We start from the raw sequence: 25279 nt of genomic DNA, 5'->3' as shown, positions 1-25279 counted from the left end.
TCGACGTTCACGAAGGTGGATGTGTCATACGGTGGGGTGACAGAGGTTGCGCGTCTCGACTACGCGGTGAACGCGCTGGGGTACTCGTCGGCGCTGCGCCGCCTGGTCGGTCTCACGTCGAAGGGGCACGCCTGGTGGAAGAACCCGTCGCACGTGGTGCTGATCGACACCAACGGAGTGGTCAACGACCTCGGACCCGTTGACGCGCACTGGTTCCGCACGGACGACGTGTCCGCGGGCGCGGTCGTCGGCACCACGTTCTACGTGCGCGACAACGCCCGCCTGCACGCCATCGACATCGACCCGGCCAGCCCGTCGTACCTCAAGATCGTGCGGACAGTCGTCCTGGGCTGGCCCGCCCTCGCGCTCGACGACTTCGCGGCCGACCCGAACGGCAGGCTGACCGGTGTGTCGGCGGCGGGCGGGGGACCGGGCGAGGTGGTGACGTTCGACCCGGTGTCCGGCAGGGTGCTGGGCAGGACGGAGATCGCGGCACTGCCCGGCGGATCCACCTACGGCGCTGTCGTGATCGACTCGACCGGCACCGTCTTCGCCATCAACAACAACTACAAGGGCCTCAGCCGTGCCTACCGGATCACCGGTGCCGCCGCCGTGGAGCTCGCGCCGGGCCCGGCGATGGGCATGATCGACGCGGCGGGCTGCCTGCCGGCGCCGATGCCGCCCCGTGTCGAACCACCCGCGCCCCGCCCCGAGGTGCCGGCGCCGCCACCGGCTCCGGTTCCGCCTCCGAAGGCGCCGCCTGCTCCGGCGCCTGCCGTTCCGTCGCCGTCTCCGCCCTCGACGGCCGCGCCGTCTTCCGTTCCCCCGCAACCGGTTCCGGTGCCGGTGCGCGCCGCGCGACAGAAAACCGAGCCCCGCAAGGACCTTCCGCTCGAAGCCGAGACGACGCCGCTGACGAAGTCCCGCAAGTGGGCGATGGTGACGGTCATCCTCGTGATGCTCGGTGCCGGGGCAGCCGCCGCCCGAGCCCGCAAATAAATCGGTTGGCGCGCCGAGACGACGTCGCTAGCGTTGCGGACATGTTCTTCATCTGATGAAGCCCGCAGCGCTCTGGCCGCTGCCTCCGCGACCTGAAGTCGCCCAGATGACCCTTCCGCGGGTCCTTCTCTCACGGCCGTTTCCGCCGTGCCCTTGCACGCCCTCTTCACGAGGAGGCCTTCGCATGCCTGCCACCACCCCGCCAGAGCCGAGCAACCGCGCCGCCCGCCGTGCGCAGAAGCGAGGCAAGAACGACCAGAACACGCACTTCCAGCTGCCGCAGCAGCGTGTTCCGGCAGTCCAGCCGCGCCAGTTCGTGACCCGTCGCCGCGGAGGATCCGCGTAGCCGACGCCGAACCGGGCGCGACACCGCAGGGGGTGCATTCGATCGAATGCCCCCCTGCTCCCTTCGGGGTTTGATCTCCCGTTCTGTCCGGATCCGATCTAGCCTGAGGTGCTACCGGACCGACAGGATCGGAGGCGCCAGATGAGGATCGCTGACGTTTTGCGCACCAAGGGATCGGCGGTCGCGACGATCGACCCGGACGTCCCCGTGTCCGAACTGCTCAGAACGCTCGCCGAACACAACGTCGGCGCCATCGTCGTAGTCGGTCCGTCCGGCGTGACGGGGATCGTGTCCGAGCGCGACGTCGTGCGCCGCTTGCACGAACACGGCGCTGACCTGCTGTCTTCACCCGTTTCGTCGATCATGACAACCGACGTGTTCACCTGCTCGCCGTCGGACACGGTGGACAGCCTCACGGTCGTGATGACCGAACGACGCTTCCGCCACGTGCCTGTTCTGTCGGACGGGCAGCTGGTCGGGATCGTCAGCATCGGTGACGTCGTGAAGAGCCGGATCGGACAGCTGGAACAGTCGCAGGACCAGCTGCAGGCTTACATCGCCCAGGGCTGACACCGCGTCCTTCCAACTCATCGCTGTTCGTCGACACCGTCGCCACCGAGCCACGCAACCGCGCTCGGTGGCGACGGTGTCCGTTGCACGCCCGCCGGACCCGCCAAGATCATGAGCCCCGGCGCCCGCTCACACCACCACCGCACCTGCTCGAACCCGCGGCATGCCGTTTTCTGGCCTTCACCGCCCCGTATCTGAACGGCCTCACCGAGCCGCAGGACAGTTCCATCCGCGCGCGCCACACCGCTCAACTGATATATCGGTTCATCAACCCACCCTGACTAGCCCCTTAGCAACGAGTCTTTTGACGACGTCGTCAAAAGACTCGTTGCTAAAGACGGATTCACGTTCAGCCGGCCCTGCCGACGTTCGGGTCGATGGCGGGCGGCTCGGCGACGTTCTCGGACTTGGTGCCCGACGGCATCGCCCACATGAAGGCGCGCATCATCACGTACTGGAGCTTCAGGCCGGTACCGACGTCGCCGAACTCGACGACCTGCTTGAGCGCGGTGAGGATGCCCTTCCAAGTGGCGTCGACCTTGTCGAGGCGCTTGACGCCCTCGGGCCAGCCGGAGTTGCGCAGCGTGACGCGCGTGCCGCCGTCGACCTCTTCCAGCTCCCACGAGACGACAGTCCACGGATCGTCGCGCATCGTGAGCCGTTGCGTGTGGGAGAGCAGTCGCGGCGGATCCACCTCGACGACGCGACCGACGACGAACACCCGCTTGCCATCGGTCGACCGGTAGTACAGCGGGGCGCCCGGCTTGAGCTCGGAGTCGAGCACCGCGTCCATCATGGCGCGCTGTTTGCCGTCGAGTTTGGTGATCTCCGCCCACACCTTCTCGATGGACGCGGCGATCACGATGCTGTGCACCAGCTCGGTGCCGGGTTCAGCCAACGTCCTCATCCTCCTGTCCGGCGCTCTCGACCGCGTGCTTCAGGCCGACGAGCGCCGCTGCCCAGTTCTCCTCGTAGTGCGAGACCCACCGTTGGTGGATCTGCTGGATGGGCACGGGATTCAGGTGGTTGACCCGCTTCCGGCCCCGCGGCTCCACGAGCACGAGATCGGCTTCGCGAAGCACGCCGAGGTGCTGCATGACGACATGCCGGCTGGTCTCCAGCGCCTCCACCAGCTCACCCGTGGTGCGCGGGCCAGTGCGCAGGACGTCGAGGATCGCGCGCCGCAGCGGGTTCGCGAGGGCGCGCCAGATGGCGTCGTCATCATGTGGCATCTTCATTACGTAATATTTCTAACACCTGTTCCGGTCACAGGTCGAGGGCGTGTCTCGTCCGTACGGGTATGAGCACTCTTCGCGCAGGTCTCGCGTTCCTCGCCCTGGTCCAGGCGGTCGTCGGCGGCTGGTCGCTGCTGGGGCCGCAGAACTTCTACGACAACTTCCCGTCGCCGACGAACCGGTGGGTGGCCTACTTCCCGCCGTTCAACGAGCACCTGCTGCGGGACTTCGGCTCGCTCAACCTCGCGTTGTGCGCGGTGCTGGTGTTCGCGGTGGTGACGATGGAACGCAGGCTGATCCAGGCGGCTCTGGTGGGCTATCTGGTGTTCGCCGTTCCGCACCTGATCTTCCACCTGGGGCACCTGTCGCACATGACGCTGGTCGACCAGGTCGGCAACGTGGTCTCGCTGGTCGGTGTCGTGCTGATTCCGCTGGCCCTTCTGCCGCTGACTCCGAGGGTCGGCCAGAACATTGACTCGGGAGTCAAACCAGTGATGTGATCACGCCCGCACCCGAACTGGTGCAGACCTTTTCCCTGAATCCGCCGCCCTGGATCGTGGGGAGGAACGAACGTGGAGATCTCTCGGCGTTCGGCGTTGATCGGCGGAGCGGCGACATTTCCGCTGCTCATGACGGTTTCCGGGCTTGCTCAGGCCGCTACCTGGAAGCTCAAGTGGAGCCCGCAGGCGAATAAGGACGGGCTCGGTGCCTTCGAGGGCGTCGAGGACGACCGGGCCGGCTCGCATCCGGGCACCAAGCACATCTACGCGTCGGGCAACGACTACCGGTTCGACATGCACACCCGCGACCGGGACACGTCGACCGACCGGCAGCGCAACGAGGTTCGTGGCATGAAGGCCGGCGGGAGCAACCTGGAGATCGACAACGGCGAGACGTGGAAGTGGACCTACTCCATGTTCATCCCGAGCTCGTTGAAGTCGACGACGTCCTTCACGCACATCATGCAGACCAAGATGCCCGGCCTCGGCTCCGCACCCGTGACGGTCATGTCGCTGCGCCGCACCGGTGGCGTGCAGAAGATCGAGTTCAAGGTCACCGAAGGCAACGTCCTCGTCGGCGACGTCGACCTCGAGCCCCTGCACAACAAGTGGATCGACACCGAAGTCGAGATCAAGGTCGGCAACGGCACAGGGCGCGTCCGCTGGGTCGTCCGCGAAGGCGGCCGCACCGTGCTCGATGCGACGAAGAACAACGTCGACACGTGGCTCGACGACCGGTTGCGCCCGAAGTGGGGCATCTACCGCTCACTCGGCGACACTTCCGGCTCACTGCAGAACTGCTACCTGCTGCTGCGCAACCTGAAGGCCTATAAGTTCGAATGATGCTGCACGACGTCGCTGACGCCACGCACCAATATATTGGTTTGCTCGACGGGGGCCAGCGCGAACACGCCATTCGCGCTGTCACCGACGACGACCTCAGGCATCGCTGGGCGTACACGCCCGGTGCTCGACCAGGTCTCGTGCTCGGCGAGCTAAGGCGTGACCAGCGCAAGGCAGTGCACGGCATGCTCGCGACCGTGCTCAGCCCCCACGCCTATGCACAGGCCGCGGCGGTGATGGCGCTGGAAGATGTGCTCGACCACCGCGAGGGCGGGAACCGCGACCGGCACAGCGGCGACTTCTGGACAGTGCTCTTCGGCACGCCCGGCGGCGACGAGCCATGGGGATGGCGCGTCGAAGGACACCACCTGTCGGTCAACGTGGTCGTCGCCGACGGCCGTGTCTCGGCGACCCCGTTCTTCCTCGGCGCGAACCCTGCCCGCGTCACCTACCGCGGCCGCGTCGTCGGCCATCCGTTGCGGCTCGAAGAGGAACTCGCCCGAGAACTGCTCGACCGCATGGGCCCGACCGCCCGCCGACTGGCCGTCGTGTCGGAGACCGCACCGCAAGACATCCGCACCGGGAACGCCCCGCGCATCAGCCCGTCTGAACCGGTTGGTGTCACGCCGGCCCAACTCGGCAAGTCCGCGGGCGAGATCCTCGTCGACATCGTCCGCTTCTACCTCGACCGGCTGGCGTTCGAGCTAGCCGACGAGGAGTTCGCGCGGATCGACCCGGAGCGCCTGCACTTCTCGTGGGAGGGCTCGCTACGTCGCGGTGAAGGCCACTACTACCGCATCCAGGGCCCGGAACTGCTCATCGAGTACGACAACACGGCCAACGAGGCCAACCACGTCCACACCGTGTGGCGTCGTCATTCGGGTGACTTCGGCGACGACCTGCTTGCCGCTCACTACGACGCGTCACGGCACACTGTCGCCCGTGGAGTGGCCCAGAACGGTTGACCCCAGGATCGACGCAGCCATCGCACTGCAAGAGCGCCTGCGTACCCAAGTGATCACCACCAGTGCCCCTGACCTGCACATCAACACCGTCGCAGGCCTGGACGTCGGCTACCGTAGCAATGACACAGTTGTCGGCGTCTGCGTGGTGTTCGATGCAAAGACGCTGGTCGTCCTCAACGAGGTGGTCGTCGAGGACACCACCGACTTCCCATATATTGCCGGGCTCTTCGCGTTCCGGGAGATGCCCGTTCTGCTGCGCGCTCTCGATCAGGTGACGGTCACGCCGGACCTGCTGGTTGCGGACGGTCAGGGCCTCGCGCATCCACGCAGGTTCGGTCTGGCATGTCACCTCGGCGTGCACACGGGGATTCCGAGCATCGGCGTCGCGAAAAACGCGATGGGAACGTTTGAGCAGCCTGGCCGCACTCGCGGCTCGATGAGCGACCTCCTCATGGACGACGAGGTCGTCGGCAGGGCGTTGCGGACGCAGGACGACGTGAAGCCCGTCTTCGTCTCGGTCGGGCACAAGATCGACCTGGACCGGACGTGCGCCGAAGTGCTGCGTCTCGCTCCGCGCTACCGCTTGCCCGAGCCCACCCGCCGCGCCGACACGCTCACGCGGCAGGCTGCTTCGTCGGCGTGAAGCTCAGCAGCACCAGCAGGATCGCGCCGCAGACCAGGGCGATGTCAGCGACGTTGCCCACGAACCAGCCGTTGTAGTCGATGAAGTCGACGACGTGCCCACGCGCGAAGCCCGGTGGCCGGAACAGCCGGTCGAGCAGGTGCGTCGTCGCGCCACCCAGCATCAACGCGAGCGCGGACGCCCGCAGCTTGGTCTGCGGCTGCATGCCGTACCGGGCGAGCAGCACGACAGCGACGGCCGCGACGATGGTGAAGATCCACGTCGACCCCGCACCGATCGAGAACGCGGCACCGGGGTTGTAGAGGAGCCTGAGCTGCAGGAACTCCCCGAGCACGGGAATGGGCGCGCGACCCGTCAGCGCGCTCTCGGCCCAGAACTTCGTGGCCTGATCCAGCAGCAGCACGAGCACGGCGATGCCCATCACGAGCGGCACGCGGCGAGAGGTGGTGGTGTCCATTTGCGGACGAGCGTAGTTAAGGACACCGCCACTCGGCATCAGACCCTGGTCACGCCCTGAACGGTGCGACGCTGTCGGCGTCGATCGACGCCATGAATCCACCGTCGCGCTCGCCGAACCGCTTCAAGCACGAAACGCTTCCGACAGGAACGGATGGGCTTCGACGATCTTGCGCGCGACGTTGACCGAGTCGACGAGCGGGTGAAGCGCGAGTGCCTTCACGGCATGCGCACGTTCGCCACTGATGGCGGCTCGGATGGTGGCACGTTCGACGACCTTCAGCGAGGTGACGAGTCCGACGCCCTCGTCCGGCACCTGGCTGACCGCGAGAGGCCGGGCGCCGTTGGCGTCGACGAGGCTCGGCACCTCGACGACGGCGTCGGCGTCCAGGCAAGACAGTGTTGTCCGGTTCGGAACGTTGAGGATCAACGTGGCGCGGTTGTCGGACGCGATGGCGTGCATCAGGTCGAGCGCGACCTGTTCATAGCCGCCACCGTCGAGGTCGTCGGCGTCACGTTCATCGTCGCGTGTCTCGGCCATGTAGGTCTGTTCGCGTTCGAGTCGCGTCCGATCCCAGCTCTCGAACGACGGCGCGGCGTAGAACCGCTTCTGCTGCTCCAGCAGGAACGCACCCCGCGACGCGCCGGATTCCACCGCCTCGCGCGTGAAGTAGTAGTAGTGCAGGTATTCGTTCGGGATGGCGCCCAACGTCCGCAACCATTCCGCACCGAAGAGCTTGCCCTCTTCGAACGACTCCAGCCGGTCCGTGTCGGCCAGCAGATCCGGCAGCACGTCCCTGCCCCGCACGTGAAACCCGCGCAACCAGCCGAGGTGGTTGAGTCCGGCGTAGTCCAGCCACGCGTCCTCGAGATGTACGCCGACAGCACGCGCGACCCGCCTGCCGAGCCCGACGGGGGAGTCGCAGATACCGATGACCCGGTTGCCGAGGTGTGCCGACATCGCTTCGGTGACCATGCCGGCGGGGTTGGTGAAGTTGATGACCCACGCGTCCGGCGCGTGAACTGATATACGGCGCGCGATGTCGAGCGCGACAGGCACGGTGCGCAGCCCGTAGGTGACACCGCCGGCACCGACGGTCTCCTGCCCGAGCACGCCGGACCCCGACGCGACGCTCTCGTCGGCTGCGCGTCCTGCGAGCCCTCCGACACGGATCGCGGAGAACACGAAGTCCGCCCCACGCAACGCTTCGTCGAGATCTGTCGAAGTCGTCACCGTCGGCGCATCCGATATATCAGTCGCCAGCTCGGCGAGGACGCCGCCGACGGCTGCTAGCCGGGAAGCGTCGATGTCGTGCAGCACCACCTCGGTGATGCGACCTGGGGACCTGTCGGCGAGCAGTGCGCGGTACACCAGCGGCACGCGGAAGCCGCCGCCTCCCAGGATGACCAGCTTCATGCCGCGACCAGGTCCATTCCGCATTGTTGAAGCGTACATTTCAGATGCGATGGACGACGAATTGCCGGAGGTTCCGGTTTGATCACCTGCATTGGCTGAGATGGTCACGCTCGTCCACGACTGGAACGGGGCACCTCATCGCCCGTGGTAGCGCTGGTCGATCCTGGCGACCGCAGTGCGGGGAGGCGTTGATCCAGCTCAACCGCATGGGTGTCGGCGCACGCGAATTCATCACGAATCTCACGAAGGGTTCCGTGCGCCGATGAACTGTGATACAAAGAATGGCTTTGTATTTTCGGAATGAATTTTCCGGGAAGACAGTACTATTGTATCACAGGGGGCAAGGTGTTGGCGAGCGAACAGGCACGGATCACCTCTCTGTATGAAAGGCTCGACCAAGAACGGAACAAAGCGGCCGCGAACCTTGCGGACGCGCTGCGGGACACCACCACCCAGAGGCTGGATCGCGAGGCCGCCGTCGGGATGCTGACCGGAGAGGTCAGGAAGTACCACGCGGCGGAGGACGGGTTGTGCTTCGGCCGCATCGACTCGGAGAAGGGTGACTGCACCTACATCGGGCGCGTCGGGTTGTTCGACGACGACTTCGAACCGCTCCTGCTGGACTGGCGCGCACCAGCGGCGCGCCCGTTCTACACGGCGACCGCGGCGAATCCGGAAGGCGTCGTGCTGCGGCGGCACTTCCGCGTTCGTGACCGCGAACTGCGCGACTTCCACGACGACGAACTGTTGAGCGACGCGACCGCCCTGCTCGAGGCCCTCAACGCACCGCGCACCGCGACGATGCGCGACATCGTCTCGACCATCCAGGCCGAGCAGGACGAGATCATCCGCTTCTCGGGCTCCGGCGTCCTGGTGATCGAAGGAGGTCCCGGCACCGGCAAGACCGCCGTGGCGCTGCACCGCGTGGCATACCTGCTGTACACCCGCCGTGAACGCCTCTCGCGGCATGGCGTGCTGATCGTCGGGCCCAACACCGGCTTCCTCCACTACGTCGGCGACGTCCTGCCGTCGCTGGGGGAGACCGACGTCGTGTTCGGGACGCCAGGCGAGCTGTATCCCGGCGTCGTCACGGACGTCGAAGACACCGAGCCGCTGCAACGACTGAAAGGCGATATATCAGTTCTCGACCTGCTGGCCGTCGCTGTCGCCGATCGGCAGGAGCTCCCGGACGAACCCATCGAGATCGAACTCGGGGACGTCGTCGTTCCGCTCGATGCCCACGTCGCCGCAGTCGCGCGCGAGAAGACGCGTTACTACGGACTGCCGCACAACGCCGCCCGCAAGTACTTCTTCCTCGCGCTCGCCGAGGAGCTCGTCGCGCCGGCGATGCGGTTGATCGGCGTCGACTGGCCGGAGATCGAGGAGGACGTGCGCCACGAGCTCCGGCACAGCCCGGAGTTGCGCGACGCCGTCGACCGGTTGTGGCCGCAGCTCACACCGGAGCGGTTGCTCGCCGATCTGTACGCGGGCCGGTGCTTCCGGATCGGTGCGCCGGAGCTGTACCGGGAGGACGCCGAGTCCTGGACGGTGTCCGACGTGCCGCTGCTCGACGAGCTGGCGGAACTGCTCGGCTCGGACGGCTCTGCGGAACGGGCGGCACAACGCGAAGAGGCGCAACAGTTCGAGTACGCCCGCGGCGTCATGGACGTCCTGTCGATCGACGAGCGGGCAGACGACGACGAGTACGTCGTCACCGACTTCGTCAACGCCGAAGTGCTGGCCGCCCGGCATGACGTGCGCGATCATCGCTCTCTCGCTGAGCGCGCCGCCGCCGACCGCACCTGGACGTACGGCCACGTCGTCGTCGACGAAGCCCAAGAACTGTCCGCAATGGACTGGCGTGTGCTGCTGCGCCGGTGCCCCAACAGGTCCATGACGGTTGTCGGTGACCTGGCCCAGCGTCAGGCAGCGGGTGGCGTCCGGAGCTGGGGTTCGGTGTTCGAGAGGTTCACCTACCGCCGGCTCGAGGTCAACTACCGCACGCCCGGCGAGATCATGGCCGTCGCCACACCGGTCCTGAAGCTCGTCGACCCCGACGCGTCGGCGCCGGTGTCGGTGCGCAAGACCGGCGTCCGGCCGTGGGCTCGCCGCGTGACTGATATATCGGCGGCTGTGCGCGACGAACTCGACGCACACGCCGACGCACACAGCGGACGCACGATCGCCGTCATCGGCGACGGCTGGATGTCGCCACGTGCGTCGAAGGGGTTGGAGTTCGACATCGTCCTCGTCGTCGAACCACAACGCATGTCACCCAGTGAGCTGTACGTGGCGTTGACGAGGGCGACGCAACGGCTCGGTGTCCTGCACACAGAGCCGTTGCCCCGCCATCTAAGAAGTCTCCTCTGAGACCCACGCGAGGTAGTCGTCGTTGCCCCCGACCACGGGGGTGACGATGACCTCGGGAACGTCATAGGTGTGATGCGCCTTGATGTGCGCGACGAGTTCGTCGGCGCGGTTGGCAGACGTCTTCACGACGCACTGCCATTCCGCATCGACGCGCACCTCATCGTCCCACCGGTAGACACTCCGGATCGGCACGATCTGCACGCACGCGCCCAGCCGTGCCTCGACGATGCCCTTCGCCAGCGACTCCGCGGCCTCCGCGGAGTCGACCGTCGTCGTCACCACGCTCGCACCGGTCATAGCGCGTTGATCTCCTTCAGCAACTGGTCCTTCATCTCAGCCGGCGCGAACGACGCGCGCACTGCGGCTCGTGCGAGGCCGGCGAGCTCATCGCGGGTGAACCCGAAGCGCTCGTGGCACAGGAGGTACTCGCGGTCGAGGTCGGTGTGGAACATGCCGGGGTCGTCGGTGCTGATCGTCACCGGCACCCCGGTCTCCACGAGCCGCGGCAACGGGTGCTCGTCCAGCGACTTCACAGCACCGGTGCGGATGTTCGACGTTGGGCACACCTCGACGGAGACCCCTTCGTCGGCGAGATGCCGCAGCAGCGCCGGGTCCTGCACAGCACTGACGCCGTGCCCGATCCGTTCGGCACGCAGATCGCGCAGCGCGGCCCAGATCTCGCTGGGCGGCGTTGTCTCTCCGGCGTGCGGCACCATGTGCAGCCCCGCGTCGCGCGCCATCGCGAACGCCTCCCGGAACTTCGTCCTCGGCGAGTCCGACTCGAACCCACCCAGCCCGAACCCGACCAGCCCCTCCGGCCGGTACTCGGTCGCGAACCGCGCACTCGTCATGCCCCAGTCGCGATCCCAGACACCGGGCACGTCGAAGATCCACTGCAACGCCACACCGTGCTCCGCGAGCGCCTCGTCGCGCCCGGCCTCCAGCGCCTCGACGAGCTCGTCGGGCGCGATGCCGGCCCGCAGGTGGCTCGTCGCGCTGATCGTCAGCTCCGCATATCGGATATTGGTCCGCACGGCGTCGCGGGCGTATCCGACGACGAGAGTGCGGACGTCCTCGCCCGTGGTGACGAGGTCGTTGACGACGCCGTACACGTTGATGAAGTGCCGAAAATCCGTGAACTCGTAGAACTCTCGCAGCGCGGCCTCGTCCGTCGGTACCGGCCCGTCAGGGTGGTTGCGGGCGAGCGTGAGGACGGTGTCGAGGGAGGCCGCGCCCACGAGATGGACGTGCAGCTCAGCTTTCGGCAGCGCGTGGACGAAGTCGGAAATGTGCACGGCCCATGCTCTCAGGTCAAGAGCCGTTCGAGGGGTGACATGTCTTGCAGTCAAGGGGAAGGGTGCATGGCGAATTCCTGTCACTGGATTCCGCATTGGGGGTGCCTCGTGAGGGGCGCACGAAGAGTCGCATTGCTGACCGCGGTGCTAGTTCTGCCATTCCTGCCCACTACCGCCCACGCAGCCGAGGGGCCGGTGTTCAAGGACGGCGAGGCGCAACCCGTCTTCGACCCGAAGGACGTGGTGAAGGAGAGCCTCTGGGTCCGCGCGCCGGTCGACAGCGACCGCGACGGCAAGGACGACGAGGTCTACACCGAGGTCGTCCGGCCACGCGCCACCGAACGCGGTCTGAAGGTTCCTGTCGTCTACATGGTCAGCCCGTACTTCTCGGGCGGCAACGACGTCGCCAACCACAACGTCGACGTCGAGCTGTACGTGCCGGACAAGCGCAACGGCCGTTTGCTGAAGTCCTCCTCCGACGAACGCATCACCGCCGCCCTCGGCCCGAACCCGATCACCTCGGGCCGGTACGAGGCGTACTTCATCTCGCGCGGGTACGCCGTCGTCTACGCCGAATCGCTCGGCACAGGCAGGTCGACGGGCTGTCCGACGACGGGCGACGTCAACGAGACCATCGGTGCGCGTGTCGTGGTCGACTGGCTCAACGGCCGTGCGCCTGCTCGCACCGCGACGGGTGAAGCCATCAAGGCGACCTGGTCCACTGGCAAGACCGGAATGATGGGCGTCTCCTACAACGGAACGCTGCCCAATGCGGTCGCCTCCACGGGCGTGCGCGGTCTTGAAGCCATCGTGCCGATCGCCGCGATCTCCAGCTGGTACGACTACTACCGCGCGGACGGCGCTGTCGTCGCGCCCGGCACGTTCCAGGGTGAGGACGCCGACGTGCTCGCCGAGTACGTCTACACGCGCGCTGACCGGGAAATCTGCAAGCCGATCATCGCGGAGATCGCGAAGGACCAGGACCGGATCACCGGTGACTACAGCAGGTTCTGGGACAAGCGGAACTACCTCAACGACGTCCGCAAGGTTCGTGCGGCCGTGCTTGCGGTCCACGGCCTCAACGACTGGAACGTCAAGATGACGCACGTCGAGCAGTGGTACTCGGCGTTGAAGAAGGTCGGTGTGCCGCACAAGATCTGGCTGCACCAGTCCGGGCACACGGACGCCGACACGCTGCGTTCCGTCGAGTGGCGGCGCACGCTAAACCGCTGGTTCACCCAGTACCTCTGGGGTCACCGCAACGGCGTCGACAAGGAGCCGAAGGCGACTCTGCAGCGCGAGGACAAGACGTGGGTAGACGAGAAGGACTGGCCGGCTCCCGGCACCTCCGACGTGCGGCTGCGGCTGTCGGCGGGTGGATCTGCCAAGGGCGGCCTCGGAATTCTGCCCGGCCGTGGCGTGGAGAAGCTGACCGACGACGCGACGAAGACGGCCGAGTCGTTGATCGACCAGTCGACCTCGCCGAACCGGCTCTCCTACACCTCCAAGCCGACCGAGAAGTCGTTGCGGCTGTCCGGAAAGTCGACCGCGCATCTGCGGATCGCCTTCGACCGTCCCGCGGCCAACGTCACGACACTGCTCGTCGACCGCGCCCCGGACGGCAAGTCGCACGTCATCACGCGTGGCTCGACCGACCCGCAGAACCGTGAGCGGCCGGACAAGACCTCGCCGATCAAGCCCGGCAAGTTCTACGACGTCGACGTGCCGATCGTGCCCGACGACTACATCCTGCAGGCCGGTCACCGGCTCGAGTTCGTGCTGATCTCCAGCGACTACGACTACACGCTGCGCCCGAAGCCGGGTGCCGGCCTGTCGCTGGACCTCGCCCGGACGTCCGTGGAACTGCCTGTCGTCGGGGGCTGGCGGGCCTTGTTCCAGACGTTCTGACGTGATGTCGCGCTTCGGCTCCTCGTCTGGGGCCGAAGCGCGACAACGTAGCACCCACCCCCGACAAAACCCCGCGCCAGACAGACCCAAGATCTCAACCTGTCCACACCCGCTGAGTTGTCCACAACTTCCCAGCCACCCCGGCTCCCACCCCATCCCACCCTCCACAGTGGGCCCATGCCCACAACCCTCCCGAAACCGATCCGCCTCCGCGCTGCAGGCGACCTCTACGCCGCGATCCCGCACCTGATGGGATTCCATCCAGCCGACTCCCTGGTCGTGCTGGTGCTGAAGGACCACCTGGTCAGCATGACCATGCGCGTCGACCTGCCGCGCCCGCGACATAGGGGCATGCTGGCCGCCCAGCTCGAAGCACCGCTGCTGGAACAGGACGCGGCCGAGGTGGTCCTCGTGGTCGTGTGCGCGCCGTCCGCGAACATGCCGGAGGAACTGCCGCACGAGCCGCTCGTCACCGCGCTCCAACACAGGCTGGGCGGCGTCGGAATCGAAGTCGTCGAGGCGGTCTGGCTTCCGTCCTGCGAGAAGAACGCACCGTGGCTCTGCTACTTCGACCTCGACTGCCACGGGACGTTGCCGGATCCCAAACTGTCCGCTGTGGCCGCGGCGTCGGCGCACGAGGGCAACGTGACGTTCGAGTCACGAGCGGCCTTGGCGGCGATCGCTGCCCTGGATCCACCCGAGGCGCTGGAACGCAGATCCGCGTTGCTCGACGAGCTCATGACGAACTCGGATGAGCCTGACCCGAGCGTCGAACTGCGCCGGGTGCGCGGCGCGATCGACGCAGTGGAGGAGCGCAAGGGACCGTTGCCGGACGCGGAGATCGTCGCGCTGGCAAGGGCCTTGGCGGTGCCCGAGGTGCGGGATGCCAGCATGGGTTTCGCGGCCCAGGCGAAGTCCAGGCCGGCCGAACGGCTGTGGCTCGAGCTCACCAGGTCGTGCCCGGCGCCGGAACGCGCGGAACCCGCTTGTCTGCTGGCGTTCTACGCGTATCAGCGCGGCGACGGCGGGATCGCGTCCATCGCGCTCGACGCGGCGGAGGAGGCATGTCCCGGTCACACGCTGACCAAACTCCTGCGCGCCGCCCTCAGTGCCGCGTTTCCTCCGGCTCAGATGAGGGCGCTGTCCATCAACTACCTGGACAGCGCCCGTCGGTTGCTGTCCGGCTCTCAGAGCAGCTCGGGTCGTTCCCAGTCCTGATCAAGGACGTGCTCGGCGAGGAACGCCCACACCGTCTCGTACCAGACCCGAGAGTTTCCGGGGGTGAGAATCCAGTGGTTTTCGGTTGGGTAGTAAAGGTACTTCGCATTCACACCGTGGCGAATGAGGTCGAAGTACAGCCGATGCCCCTCGCCGATCGGAACCCGGTAGTCCTTGTCCCCGTGGATGACGAGCATCGGGGTCTTGATGTCCGCGACCCGCAGGTGCGGGGAGTTGGCGAGGATCCGCTCCGGCTGCGTGAGAGGGTCGCCCATCTCCCGCATCCAGAAGTAGGAGCTGTCCGTGCCACCGGAGAACGCGTCGAGGTGCCACAAGGAAGCGTGGGTGACGATCGCGCGGAACCGGTCGGTCTGGGTGGCGATCCAGTTGGCCATGTAGCCGCCGAACGAACCGCCCATGGCCGCCGTCCGGGAGGCGTCGATGTCGGCTCGCTCGACCGCGACGTCCGTGATGGCCATGAGGTCGGTGTAGGGCTCGGCACCCCAACGGCCCCAACCGGCCTGGATGAAGTCGGGTCCGTACCCGGTGGACAGGGCGGGGTCGGGCAGCAGGACGGCGTAGCCGCGGGCGGCCATCAGCCAGGGGTTCCAGCGCCAGGTCCAGCCGTTCCAGCTCATGACCGGTCCGCCGTGCACCCACAGGACCAGCGGGGCGGGGGCCTCGGCCGAGGCCCCTTCCGGCAGCACCAGCCAGGAGCGGACGGTCCTGCCGTCGGCGACGACGGTGGAGATCTCGGTGAGAGTGCCGGGCACCGACTCGATGGCACCTGGTGCGCGGAGACGCTCCGGATCCTGATCGGCTCCCGTGGCGGCGAACCGCACGGGCTGTGGTGGGTGGTCGATCGAGTTGCGCAGTGCGTAGAGCGTGTGGCCGTCCGGGCTCACAACCAGATCGCTGTAGTAGCCGGAGATCGTCAGCTTCGTGATCTCGCCGGTCGCCAGGTCCAGTCGCCAGATCGGCTGGTGACCGAGGTGGCTGGCGGCGAAGAAGACTGCCGACCCGTCCGGGCTCACCACCGGGTGGTCCGGCTCCTCCTGGAAGTCGGGCGCCAGTGGCGTGATCGAGTCGCCGGCAAGGTCGATGCGGACGAGGTCGCGCCGGTACGCGGAGTCCGGAGTGGACTCGCGGAACCGGATCGCGATGACAGCGGTGGAGTCCGGAGTGAACGTGGCGTCGCCGAACGAGTAGCCGTCCTCGGAAGCGATGACACGCGAGCTGCTGCCGTCCGTGGCCACGAGCCGCAGTTCGATCCGGCGGCCGTAGGAGGCGCTCACGTCGACGGCGTGGCCGTGAACGGCCCACTTCCCGTCCGGGCTCAGCGCGATGTCCTCGTCGCTGAGCCTGCTTTCGGAGTCTTCGCTGAGGGTGGCGACCTTCCCTGCACGGACGTCCGCGAGAGGCGCGGAGAACAGGCGGGGGTAGGCCGGGCCGAGGTCGGAGTCCCAGTACCGGATCGGGTACGACTCGTGCAGGATCGCTGTTACGCCTGCGTCCTCGCGGGCCTTGCGCTTGGCGTCGTCCTCGTCGCCGAACTGCGTGAAGCGGTACGTCGACGACGTGAACAACACCGTCTCGCCCGCGGCGCGCAGTTGGCCGACTCCGCCGCCCGGTCGCAGGACCTCCTCGGCCTCGCCGCGAACGGGAAGCCGCCACAGCGCCTTCTGGTCCTTCGACTCGCCCGGCTTCGCGAGCGGGTCGGGGCGAGAAGACAGGAACAGCAGCGATCCGTCCGGCGCGAACACGGGGGAGGAGTCGCCCTTGGCGGAGCGGGTGAGGCGGACGGCCTCCCGCTCGCCGGAGGGGTCGACCTCCCAGAGAGCGCCCTGCCAGGTCTTGCCGTCCGGAGCGAGCGACGAGACGACGGTGACGAGCCGGGTGCCGTCCGGGGACAGCGCGAGCGACGCGAGTCGCGGGGTGGCGTTGTAGCTCTCGAAGGAGGCGAAGTCGGTCATCCCGGCTCAGGCTCCGTGGCGGGCGCGGGTGAACTCCCACGCGTCACGGACGATGCCGGTGAGGTCGGCGCGTTCGGGCTTCCATCCGAGGTCGGTACGAGCCCGCTCGGCGGAGGCGACCAGAACGGCCGGGTCGCCGGCGCGCCTGGGGGCGACGACGGCGGGGATCGGGTGCCCGGTGACCTCGCGGCAGGTGTCGATGACCTGCTTGACCGAGAAGCCGGTGCCGTTGCCGAGGTTGTAGATCCGGTGCTCGCCGGCGGTGGCGTGGTCGAGCGCGAGGAGGTGGGCGTCCGCGAGGTCCGTGACGTGGATGTAGTCGCGGACGCAGGTGCCGTCCTCGGTGGGCCAGTCCTCGCCGTAGATCGAGATGTGCTCACGCTGCCCGAGCGCGACCTGGAGGACGAGCGGGATGAGGTGGGTCTCGGTCGCGTGGCGCTCGCCGATGCTGCCGTAGGCGCCGGCGACGTTGAAGTACCGCAGGCTCGTCGCCGCAAGGCTGTGCGCCGCGGCGTACGACGTGATCGCGTGGTCGATGGCGAGCTTGGTGGCGCCGTAGGTGTTGGTCGGGGCGGTCGGAGCGGTCTCGGGGATCGGCACCTCCCGCGGCTCGCCGTACGTCGCGGCGGTCGAGGAGAAGACGAGCTTCGGCGTGCCGTGATGCTTCATCGCGTCGAGCAGGCGAATCGCCGTCAGAACGTTGCCCGTCCAATACTTGCCGGGGTCCTGCATGGACTCGCCAACGAGGGACTTCGCCGCGAAGTGGAGAACGCCGTCGAACCCTTCAGCGAGGACATCGCCGATCACCTCGGCGATGTCGCCCTGGATGAAGCGCGCGCCCGAAGGGACGGCGTCCTCGTGGCCGGTGGAGAGGTCGTCGAGGACGACCACCTCGTGCCCGGCTTCGAGCAACCGGGCAGCGCACACGCTGCCGACGTATCCGGCTCCGCCCGTCACGAGCAGCTTCACCACAGTCCTCGCATTCCTGATCAAGATCGTTGTTCGCTACCGGTCCCTGCCCGCGCCCGCGGACGGAACCGCCGTGAAGAGCCTCGGCCGCGTGAGCGAGCGCGAGGCGAAGCCGGCGAGCACCGACCGTTCGACCTCGTCGTGCCGCTCGACGGGAACGAGGGCGATGGCCGAGCCACCGAAGCCGCCGCCGACCATCCGAGCGCCGAGAGCACCGGCCGCCATGGCGGAGTCGACGGCGACGTCCAGCTCGAGGCAGGAGACCCGGTAATCGTCCCGGAGACTCGCGTGCGATCCCGAGAGAAGGGGGCCGATGTCAGCGAGTTTGCCCGCACGGAGCAGCTCGACGGTGCGCAGGACTCTGTCGTTCTCGGTCACGACGTGCCGCACCAGCGGACGCAGCTCTTCGGGCAGCCGGACGAGCGTCTGGTCGAGTTCGGCGATGTCGACGTCGCGCAGCGCGGGGACGCCGAGGATCTCGGCGGCACGTTCGCAGCCCGCCCGCCGGGCGCCGTAGCCGCCGTCGACGAGAGCGTGGCTGGCACGGGTGTCGATGACCAGCACCTCGAGCCCGCTGGCAGCCGCGTCGAACGCGACCTGTTCCGGCTTGCCGGAGCGCACGTCGTAAAACAGGGCGTGCGCTTCGACGCAGCACAGCGATGCCGTCTGGTCCAGAATGCCGGTTGGCGCACCCACGAAGTCGTTCTCGGAGCTCTGCACCCAGCGCGCGATGTCCGTGCGCTCGGCGTCGACGCCGGCGAGGCCGAGCAGCGCGAGCGCGACGGCGCACTCCAAGGCGTGCGACGAGGAGAGACCAGCCCCCGCGGGGACGTCGCCCGCGATGACGAGGTCAGCCCCGCCGGTGACGGCGATCCCCTGCTCGCGCAGGGCCCAGGCGACGCCGCTGGGGTACGCGGCCCACCCCTTGACGGTCCCCGGAACTAGGTCGCTCACCACGACCGGGTCCGCGTCCTGCACGCCGCCGTCGTCGCCGAGAGTGCTGACGGTCAGCACGCCGTCGGTGCGGGCCGATGCCGCGACCGCGATGCGGTGGGGCAACGCGAACGGCAGCACGTAGCCGTCGTTGTAGTCGGTGTGCTCGCCGATGAGGTTGACGCGGCCAGGAGCCGACCAGACTCCCTCGGGAGTGCGTCCGTGAAGGCGCTGGAACGCTTCGGCCGCCTTCGTCGCCGGTGTCGTCGTCTGAGTCACCGGGCGAGCACCAGGACGGCGTGGGCGACCGCGGGGTCGAGCTCGGCGAGGTTGCCGTTGCCGCCGCGCACCTGCACGACCTTGGCGCCGGCGAGCGCCTCGACCTGCACGGTGCCGCCCGGCACGACGCCTGCGTCCTTCAGCTCGGCCATGAGGTCGGGGTCCAGCTGGACGTGCTCGGCGATGCGGCGGACCTCGACGCGGCCGCCGCCGCGGCGGGCCACCTCGTCCACACGCACCAGGTCTGCCTCGGCGGGCGGGGCGGGCTCGCCGTCGCCCAGCTTGTCGAGGCCGGGGATCGGGTTGCCGTAGGGCGAGGTGGTGGGGTTGCCGAGCAGCTTGATGAGCTTGCGCTCGACCGCCTCGCTCATCACGTGCTCCCAGCGGCATGCCTCGCTGTGCACGTGCTCCCACTCGAGCCCGATGATGTCCACGAGGAGGCGCTCGGCGAGCCGGTGCTTGCGCATGACGGCGATCGCGAGGTTGCGGCCCTGCTCGGTGAGCTCGAGGTGGCGGTCCTCCGCCACGACCACCAGGCCGTCTCGCTCCATGCGGCCGACGGTCTGGCTCACCGTCGGTCCACTTTGGCCGAGACGCTCGGCGATGCGGGCGCGCAGTGGCACGACGCCCTCTTCTTCGAGCTCGTAGATCGTGCGGAGATACATCTCCGTGGTGTCGATGAGGTCGTTCACACCCGCTCCCCTTCGTATGGTGTCAATGGTAGTCGTGCCGGGGGACACAGGTGTCCGCGCGGGTGCAGGATGTGAGCCGTGCATCCCTTGATCACTCCTGAGGCCCTCGCCGACGCGCTGAGTGCGCGACCGGCCACCGTCGTGCTGGACGTCCGGTGGCGTCTTGGCGGGCCACCCGGACGCCAAGACTACGAGGTCAGCCACGTGCCCGGCGCGGTGTACGTGGATCTGGACACCGAGCTGTCGGCCCCGCCCGGTGTCGGCGGCAGGCATCCGCTGCCGGATCCGGAGCGGTTGCAGGAGGTGCTGCGCCGCGCGGGTGTGCGCGAAGGCGGCCAGGTCGTGGCCTACGACGCGGGGGACGGCTCGGTCGCGGCGCGGGTGTGGTGGCTGTTGCGGTGGGCCGGGTACGGCGAGGTCGCGGTGCTGGACGGCGGGTTCGCCGCGTGGGAGGCGGCCGGGTTGCCCGTCACCGCGGAGGAGCCTGAGGTGCGGTCGGGTGACTCGGCTGGTGACGTGGTGGTGAGGCCTGGGCAGATGCCGGTGCTGGACGCGGACGAGGCGGCGGCGCTCGCTCAGGAGGGCGTGCTGCTCGACGCGCGGGCGGCGGCTCGGTACCGCGGTGAGACCGAGCCGGTGGACCCCAAGGCCGGGCACGTTCCGGGTGCGCTCAACGCGCCGTCCTCCGGGCACGTCGGTGCGGACGGGCGGTGGCTCGATGCGGCGGAGCTGGCTGAGCGGTTCGCCGGCATCGGGGTGTCGGGTGACCTGGCCGTGGGGGCGTACTGCGGGTCGGGGGTGACCGCTTCGTCCGTGGTGCTGGCGCTGGAGGTTGCCGGGATCACGTCGGCCGAGAAGCCCGCGGCGCTGTACGCCGGGTCTTGGTCCAACTGGTGTGCGCTGGACCGCGAGGTCGCTACTGGCGGCTGATGCGGGCGGCGGGTCAGGCGTTCGGGATGCGTTCGAAGCCCTGGGTGGTGAGCTTCAGGGCGGTGGCGCAGGTGTCGATCTCCTCGATCGCCAGCACGCTCACCGAGAAGGCCGGGGTGATGACGGCCGGGTCGTCGGTCAGCATGACGGTGAACTGGCAGTCCTCCTTGGAGGCGCTGACCTGCCATGCCGTGTTGCCGCCGATTTCGATCTGCTTCTTCTCACCCTCCTGGTCCGTCACGTCCGGGACCGTGACCATCTGGGTGATGACGGTGGACGGGCCGGTGGTGGTCTGGATGCAGCCGCCGTCCGCCGAGGACTTGCCGCCGGTGGCGGCTTCGATGTCCGCGGGTTTGAGGACGCCGCAGGTCTCGAGGCCCGAGGCTTTCTTCTTGGTGGTGATCTTGACGTCGCCCGGTTTCTGGGCGGTGGGGTCCGCCTGTTTCGTGGACGAGGTGCTGGTGGGCGGCTTCTTCGAGGTCGAGGTGGGGTCGGCCGGTTCGGGGGCGGCGTTGGTGTTCGCCACCGCGCTGCCCTTGACCTGTTCACTGCAGCCCGTGACGGCGGCGAGGGTCAGGGTCAGCGCGAGGAAAATGGCCGCTGGTCGCAGGTGCATGTCGCCTCTGACCCCTGTTCGGTGAGATCGGTTCCGGATTCGGGCCCCGGCGAGGTGGACCCGCGAGGTGGACCCCGCGAGGTGGCCCGGCGAGGTGGCCCGGCGAGGTGGCCCGGAGAAGTGGCACTGTAGGCGGCTCGGGGGTGTCGGGCGCGGGTGGCGGCCAACCTGTGATCACCGGCTCGGCCGATCGGTGGGTAGGTTGCTGGCCATGGGTAAGCCAGCCGCTGTTGTCTGGGACAGGTCCTTCCTCGGGTACGACCTCGGTGGCGACCATCCGCTGAACCCCGTCCGGCTCGACCTCACGGTTCGGCTCGCCACGGCGCTCGGGGTGCTGGACGGGGTCGACCTGCGGGTGCCCGCGGCTGCCAGCGACGAAGAGATCGAACTGGTGCATCGGCCCGGATATCTGAGCGCCGTGCAGGCGGCGCCGACGGCCGGGTGGGACGTCGGGCACGGGCTGGGGACGCCGGACAACCCCGTGTTCGAGCGGATGCACGAGGCTTCGGCGCTGGTCGTGGGCGGGTCGCTGGCGGCGGCTCGGGCCATCGCGTCGGGTGAGGCGGACCGGGCGGTCAACATCGCCGGTGGGTTGCACCACGCCATGCCGGACAGCGCGGCCGGGTTCTGCGTCTACAACGACTGCGCGGTGGCCATCGAGTGGTTGTTGCGCAGCGGGGTCGAGCGCATCGCGTACGTCGATGTCGACGTCCATCACGGTGACGGGGTGCAGACGGCGTTCTGGGACGACCCGCGGGTGCTGACGATCTCGTTGCACCAGCATCCGATGAGCCTGTGGCCGGGGACGGGGTGGGCCGGCGAGGTCGGTGGCGCGGGGGCCGAGGGGAGTGCGGTCAACGTGCCGTTGCCCGCGGGGACGCGGGACGGCGGGTGGCTGCGGGCGTTTCACGCCACCGTGCCGGCGTTGCTCAAGGCGTTCCGGCCGCAGGTGCTGGTCACGCAGTGCGGTGTCGACACGCACAAGGAGGATCCGCTCGCGGACCTGGCGCTCAGCGTCGACGGGCACCGGGCGATCTACCAGGCGTTCCGCGAGCTGGTCAACGAGCACGGGTACAAGTGGCTCGCGCTCGGCGGTGGCGGGTACGAGCTGCTCAGGGTCGTGCCGCGGTCGTGGACGCACCTGCTGGCGACCGTGCTGGACCGCGACGTCGACCCGGCGCGGCCGTTGCCCGCGGACTGGGTGGCGCATGCGACACGGATCGCGCCCGACTGGCCTTTGCCTGCGTCGATGACCGATGGATGCGACCCTGTGCACCAGCCGTGGGGCGGGGACGCGGAGGAACCGGTGGACAAGGCGATCCGGGACACGCGTCGTGCGGTGTTCCCGTTGCACGGACTCGATCCGGACGACCCCAGGGACTAGAAGCCAATGGGCTCCACAGATGGGCGCCGGGACCCGTTCGACTTCCCCCGGCACTGGGAGGCGGACGTCGTCCTCAGCGACGGCGGCACCGTCCACCTGCGACCGATCACGCCCGACGACGGCGAGAAGCTCAAGGAGTTCCACGGGAGGCTCTCGGAGCGGACCCGGTACTTCCGGTACTTCGGGCCCTACCCGCGGATCCCGCAGCGCGACCTCGAGCGGTTCAGCACCGTCGACCACCACGACCGGGTGGCGCTCATCGCGTTGCTCGGTGACGACATCGTCGCGGTCGGCAGGTTCGACCGGCTGCACGGTGACAATCACCCAGGCGGTCATCAGGGAGATTCGGCTGAGGTCGCGTTCGTCGTCGAGGACGGCCACCAGGGGCGCGGGCTGGGCAGCATCCTGCTCGAACACCTCGCCGCCGCGGCCAGGGAGGTCGGGCTGACCCGGTTCGAGGCCGAGGTCCTCGCCGAGAACGGGCAGATGGTCCGGGTGTTCCGCGACGCCGGCTACCAGGTCAGCAGGGCGTTCGAGGAGGGCGTGCTGCACCTGGAGTTCGCCATCGACCCCACCGACGAGTCCGTCGCCGTCGCCAGGGCTCGCGAGCAGGCCGCCGAAGCCCGCAGCGTGCACAACCTGCTGCACCCGCGCAGCGTCGCCGTCATCGGCGCCTCCACCGACCCCACCAAGATCGGCCACGCGGTCCTCAAGAACCTCCTCGAAGCCGACTTCACCGGCCCCGTCTACCCGGTCAACGCCGAGCACCGCGCGGTCAGAGGCGTGCGGGCCTACCCGACCGTGCTCGACATCCCCGACGACGTCGACCTCGCTGTCGTCGCCGTCCCCGCCGCCAGCGTCGACGAGGTCATGGACGGATGCCTCGCCAAGGGCGTGAAGGCGCTCGTCGTCGTCAGCTCCGGCTACGGCGAGACGGGACCGGACGGTCTGTCCGCCGAACGCAGGCTCGCGGCCGAGGCGAGAGCGCACGGCATGCGCGTCGTCGGCCCGAACGCGCTCGGCGTGCTCAACCTCGACCCCAAGGTCCGCCTCAACGCGAGCCTCGCCCCGAAGCTCCCCGCACGCGGCCGCGCCGGCTTCTTCTGCCAGTCCGGCGCCCTCGGCACCGCCATCCTGGCCAACGCCGCGGGCTGGGGCCTCGGCCTGTCCACGTTCGTCTCGGCGGGCAACCGCGCCGACGTCTCCGGCAACGACCTCCTGCAGTACTGGGAGACCGACCCGGCCACCGACGTCGTCCTGCTCTACCTGGAGTCGTTCGGCAACCCGCGCAAGTTCGCCAGGCTCGCGCGCCGCCTCGGCCGCACCAAGCCCATCGTCGCGGTGAAGTCCGGCCGCCACGCCGTCGTGCCCGGTCTCGCCGCCACCGGCGCCAAGGTCGACGAGGCGAGCGTGCAGGCGCTGTTCGAGCAGGCCGGCGTCATCCGGGTCGACTCGCTGGCCCAGCTGTTCGACACGGCGCTCCTGCTCGCTCACCAGCCGTTGCCGCAGGGCAAGCGTGTCGCCGTCGTCGGCAACTCCACCGCCATCGGCCTGCTCGCCGCCGACACGTTGCTGGCCCAGGACCTCGACCTCGCGGGCGACCCCGTCGACGTCGGCGCCCAGGCCACCCCCGAGGAGTTCGCGAAAGCGGTCAAGGAGGCCCTCGACCGCCCCGACACCGACGCTCTCGTCGTCGTGTTCGTCCCGCCGATCGCGGTCCCCGGCGCCGCCTACGCCCGCGCGCTCAAGGACGCCGCGCACCGCACGAAACCGATCGTCTCGACGTTCCTCGCGGTCGAGGGCATTCCAGACGAGCTGAAAATGCCCGGCAAGGGCTCGATTCCCAGCTACGCCAGTCCGGAACGCGCCGTTCTCGCATTGGCCCGCGCCGTCCGCTACGCCCACTGGCGCGCGGCACCCCAGGGCACCTTCATCAGACCGGAGGGCATCGACACCGAACGTGCGCGGTCCATTGTGGACGGCACGAGCGCAGAGCGCAGGCTCGACGACGACCAAGCCGTCGAACTGCTCGCGTGCTACGGCATCGACGTCGTTCCGTTCCGCATCGCCCACAGTGCCGAGCAAGCCGCCCGGGCCGCGGACGAGCTCGGCTACCCCGTCGCGATGAAGGCCACCAGCGAACGCCTGCGTCACCGCACGGACCTCGTCGGCGTCCGGCTCGACATCGCCCAGCAGGAATCGGTCAAGGCCGCCTACCACGACCTCGCGGCGCTGTCGGGCAAGCCGGGTGTGTACGTGCAACGCATGGCACCCAAGGGAGTCAGCTGCGTGCTGGGCCTGCAGGACGACCCGAGCTTCGGCACGTTGGTCTGGTTCGGACTGTCAGGTCTCGTCAGCGACCTCCTCGGCGACCGTGCCTACCGGGCAGTACCCCTCACCGACACCGACGCGGCGGAACTCGTTGCGGCACCGAAAGCGGCGCCTCTGCTGACCGGTTACCGCGGCGACGAACCCGCGGACCTGAAAGCACTTCAGGATCTGGTGCTCCGTTTGGCGGCACTGGCGGAGGACCTTCCGGAGGTGCGCTCGCTGAAGCTCGAACCTGTTCTTGCTTCTGCCGCAGGGGCTTTCGTCAGCAGCGCGCGCATCGTCATCGGCCCGCCTCCGTCCCTGCACGATGCCGGTCCACGCCGTCTGCGTTGATCGTGTTACGGCAACGATTCTGTTGTCTCATTCACGCCGGGGTATGGACATGCGCCGCATCGCCGCCTAGGTTT

The 25279-nt window shown here is 68.4% G+C and carries 24 protein-coding genes; 13 read left to right on the top strand and 11 right to left on the bottom strand.

What is annotated here, in order from left to right; all coding sequences use genetic code 11:
• Positions 1-36 precede the first annotated feature (36 nt).
• The 3 genes from AOM45_RS08810 (at position 37) to AOM45_RS08805 (ending at position 1915) form a co-directional block, all read left to right on the top strand.
• On the top strand, positions 37-999 hold the full coding sequence (locus tag AOM45_RS08810; RefSeq protein ID WP_030464904.1) for a DUF6923 family protein: 963 nt from the start codon (positions 37-39) through the stop codon (positions 997-999).
• A gap of 184 nt (positions 1000-1183) precedes the next feature.
• Positions 1184-1345, top strand: coding sequence for a hypothetical protein (locus AOM45_RS50655; RefSeq protein WP_156093530.1), 162 nt, complete (start codon positions 1184-1186; stop codon positions 1343-1345).
• Positions 1346-1486: 141 nt separating this feature from the next.
• Complete coding sequence (locus AOM45_RS08805) at positions 1487-1915, top strand: CBS domain-containing protein (RefSeq protein ID WP_030464903.1); 429 nt, start codon at positions 1487-1489, stop codon at positions 1913-1915.
• Positions 1916-2264: 349 nt separating this feature from the next.
• On the opposite strand, the gene AOM45_RS08800 is transcribed toward AOM45_RS08805, so the two are convergent.
• Both AOM45_RS08800 and AOM45_RS08795 read right to left on the bottom strand, forming a co-directional pair.
• The gene (locus AOM45_RS08800; protein WP_081901783.1) at positions 2265-2822 is read right to left on the bottom strand and encodes an SRPBCC domain-containing protein; all 558 of its coding nucleotides are present in this window, start codon (positions 2820-2822) and stop codon (positions 2265-2267) included.
• Positions 2806-3147 (bottom strand): ArsR/SmtB family transcription factor, encoded by a 342-nt coding sequence (locus AOM45_RS08795; protein WP_156093529.1) that lies wholly within the window; start codon positions 3145-3147, stop codon positions 2806-2808. The genes AOM45_RS08800 and AOM45_RS08795 overlap by 17 nt, the downstream gene beginning before the upstream one ends.
• A gap of 68 nt (positions 3148-3215) precedes the next feature.
• On the opposite strand from AOM45_RS08795, the gene AOM45_RS08790 reads away from it, so the two are divergent.
• From AOM45_RS08790 to AOM45_RS08775, 4 genes are all read left to right on the top strand, one after another.
• Entirely contained in the window at positions 3216-3650 is a 435-nt protein-coding gene (locus AOM45_RS08790; RefSeq protein WP_030464900.1) for a hypothetical protein, read from the top strand.
• Between the two features lie 72 nt (positions 3651-3722).
• Positions 3723-4493 carry a hypothetical protein gene (locus AOM45_RS08785; protein ID WP_030464899.1) on the top strand — a complete coding sequence of 257 codons (771 nt, stop codon included), beginning with the start codon at positions 3723-3725 and terminating at the stop codon, positions 4491-4493.
• Complete coding sequence (locus tag AOM45_RS08780) at positions 4493-5458, top strand: DUF3500 domain-containing protein (RefSeq protein WP_030464898.1); 966 nt, start codon at positions 4493-4495, stop codon at positions 5456-5458. The genes AOM45_RS08785 and AOM45_RS08780 overlap by 1 nt, the downstream gene beginning before the upstream one ends.
• A complete protein-coding gene (locus tag AOM45_RS08775) occupies positions 5376-6101 on the top strand; it encodes an endonuclease V (RefSeq protein ID WP_369406687.1) in 726 nt (241 codons plus the stop codon). Before AOM45_RS08780 ends, AOM45_RS08775 begins: the two co-directional genes overlap by 83 nt.
• On the opposite strand, the gene lspA is transcribed toward AOM45_RS08775, so the two are convergent.
• A complete protein-coding gene (lspA, locus tag AOM45_RS08770; protein ID WP_030464896.1) occupies positions 6073-6558 on the bottom strand; it encodes a signal peptidase II in 486 nt (161 codons plus the stop codon). The genes AOM45_RS08775 and lspA overlap by 29 nt on opposite strands.
• A gap of 123 nt (positions 6559-6681) precedes the next feature.
• The gene (locus AOM45_RS08765) at positions 6682-7974 is read right to left on the bottom strand and encodes a 6-phospho-beta-glucosidase (RefSeq protein WP_030464895.1); all 1293 of its coding nucleotides are present in this window, start codon (positions 7972-7974) and stop codon (positions 6682-6684) included.
• A gap of 345 nt (positions 7975-8319) precedes the next feature.
• Here AOM45_RS08765 and AOM45_RS08760 point away from each other — a divergent pair, with 345 nt between their 5' ends.
• On the top strand, positions 8320-10344 hold the full coding sequence (locus AOM45_RS08760) for a UvrD-helicase domain-containing protein (protein WP_308202548.1): 2025 nt from the start codon (positions 8320-8322) through the stop codon (positions 10342-10344).
• Here the strand turns inward: AOM45_RS08760 and cutA are convergent.
• Together cutA and add are read right to left on the bottom strand one after the other, a co-directional pair.
• A complete protein-coding gene (gene cutA, locus AOM45_RS08755) occupies positions 10327-10641 on the bottom strand; it encodes a divalent-cation tolerance protein CutA (protein WP_030464893.1) in 315 nt (104 codons plus the stop codon). The two genes, AOM45_RS08760 and cutA, sit on opposite strands and share 18 nt — an antisense overlap.
• Positions 10638-11639: an adenosine deaminase gene (gene add / locus AOM45_RS08750; RefSeq protein ID WP_030464892.1), complete on the bottom strand. Its 1002-nt coding sequence runs from the start codon at positions 11637-11639 to the stop codon at positions 10638-10640. The genes cutA and add overlap by 4 nt, the downstream gene beginning before the upstream one ends.
• A gap of 108 nt (positions 11640-11747) precedes the next feature.
• Between add and AOM45_RS08745 the strand changes: the two genes are divergently transcribed.
• Both AOM45_RS08745 and AOM45_RS08740 read left to right on the top strand, forming a co-directional pair.
• Positions 11748-13547, top strand: a complete 1800-nt coding sequence (locus AOM45_RS08745; protein ID WP_030464891.1) for a Xaa-Pro dipeptidyl-peptidase — start codon at positions 11748-11750, stop codon at positions 13545-13547.
• Between the two features lie 177 nt (positions 13548-13724).
• Positions 13725-14765, top strand: coding sequence for a DUF4192 domain-containing protein (locus AOM45_RS08740; protein WP_059362303.1), 1041 nt, complete (start codon positions 13725-13727; stop codon positions 14763-14765).
• Here the strand turns inward: AOM45_RS08740 and AOM45_RS08735 are convergent.
• Genes AOM45_RS08735 through AOM45_RS08720 form a run of 4 tightly spaced genes read right to left on the bottom strand, consistent with a single transcriptional unit; the run spans position 14735 to position 19611 of the window.
• A complete protein-coding gene (locus AOM45_RS08735; protein WP_030464889.1) occupies positions 14735-16738 on the bottom strand; it encodes a S9 family peptidase in 2004 nt (667 codons plus the stop codon). The genes AOM45_RS08740 and AOM45_RS08735 overlap by 31 nt on opposite strands.
• A 6-nt stretch (positions 16739-16744) precedes the next feature.
• Positions 16745-17707: a UDP-glucose 4-epimerase GalE gene (galE, locus tag AOM45_RS08730; RefSeq protein WP_030464888.1), complete on the bottom strand. Its 963-nt coding sequence runs from the start codon at positions 17705-17707 to the stop codon at positions 16745-16747.
• Between the two features lie 36 nt (positions 17708-17743).
• Positions 17744-18919 carry a galactokinase gene (gene galK, locus AOM45_RS08725; RefSeq protein ID WP_030464887.1) on the bottom strand — a complete coding sequence of 392 codons (1176 nt, stop codon included), beginning with the start codon at positions 18917-18919 and terminating at the stop codon, positions 17744-17746.
• Entirely contained in the window at positions 18916-19611 is a 696-nt protein-coding gene (locus AOM45_RS08720; protein ID WP_030464886.1) for an iron-dependent transcriptional repressor DtxR, read from the bottom strand. Before AOM45_RS08720 ends, galK begins: the two co-directional genes overlap by 4 nt.
• A 78-nt stretch (positions 19612-19689) precedes the next feature.
• Between AOM45_RS08720 and AOM45_RS08715 the strand changes: the two genes are divergently transcribed.
• The gene (locus AOM45_RS08715; RefSeq protein WP_030464885.1) at positions 19690-20541 is read left to right on the top strand and encodes a sulfurtransferase; all 852 of its coding nucleotides are present in this window, start codon (positions 19690-19692) and stop codon (positions 20539-20541) included.
• Positions 20542-20554: 13 nt separating this feature from the next.
• Here the strand turns inward: AOM45_RS08715 and AOM45_RS08710 are convergent, their stop codons facing one another.
• Positions 20555-21157, bottom strand: a complete 603-nt coding sequence (locus AOM45_RS08710) for a hypothetical protein (RefSeq protein WP_030464884.1) — start codon at positions 21155-21157, stop codon at positions 20555-20557.
• Positions 21158-21368: 211 nt separating this feature from the next.
• Here AOM45_RS08710 and AOM45_RS08705 point away from each other — a divergent pair, with 211 nt between their 5' ends.
• Both AOM45_RS08705 and AOM45_RS08700 read left to right on the top strand, forming a co-directional pair.
• Positions 21369-22541, top strand: coding sequence for an acetoin utilization protein AcuC (locus AOM45_RS08705; RefSeq protein ID WP_030464883.1), 1173 nt, complete (start codon positions 21369-21371; stop codon positions 22539-22541).
• Positions 22542-22547: 6 nt separating this feature from the next.
• Entirely contained in the window at positions 22548-25205 is a 2658-nt protein-coding gene (locus tag AOM45_RS08700) for a bifunctional acetate--CoA ligase family protein/GNAT family N-acetyltransferase (RefSeq protein ID WP_030464882.1), read from the top strand.
• The last annotated feature ends 74 nt before the right edge of the window (positions 25206-25279 follow it).

The sequence above is a fragment of the Lentzea aerocolonigenes genome (assembly GCF_000974445.1).
GTDB lineage: Bacteria > Actinomycetota > Actinomycetes > Mycobacteriales > Pseudonocardiaceae > Lentzea > Lentzea aerocolonigenes.
The sequence above is the reverse complement of the archived record's forward strand: the minus strand, read 5'-3'. Positions and strand labels throughout refer to the sequence as shown.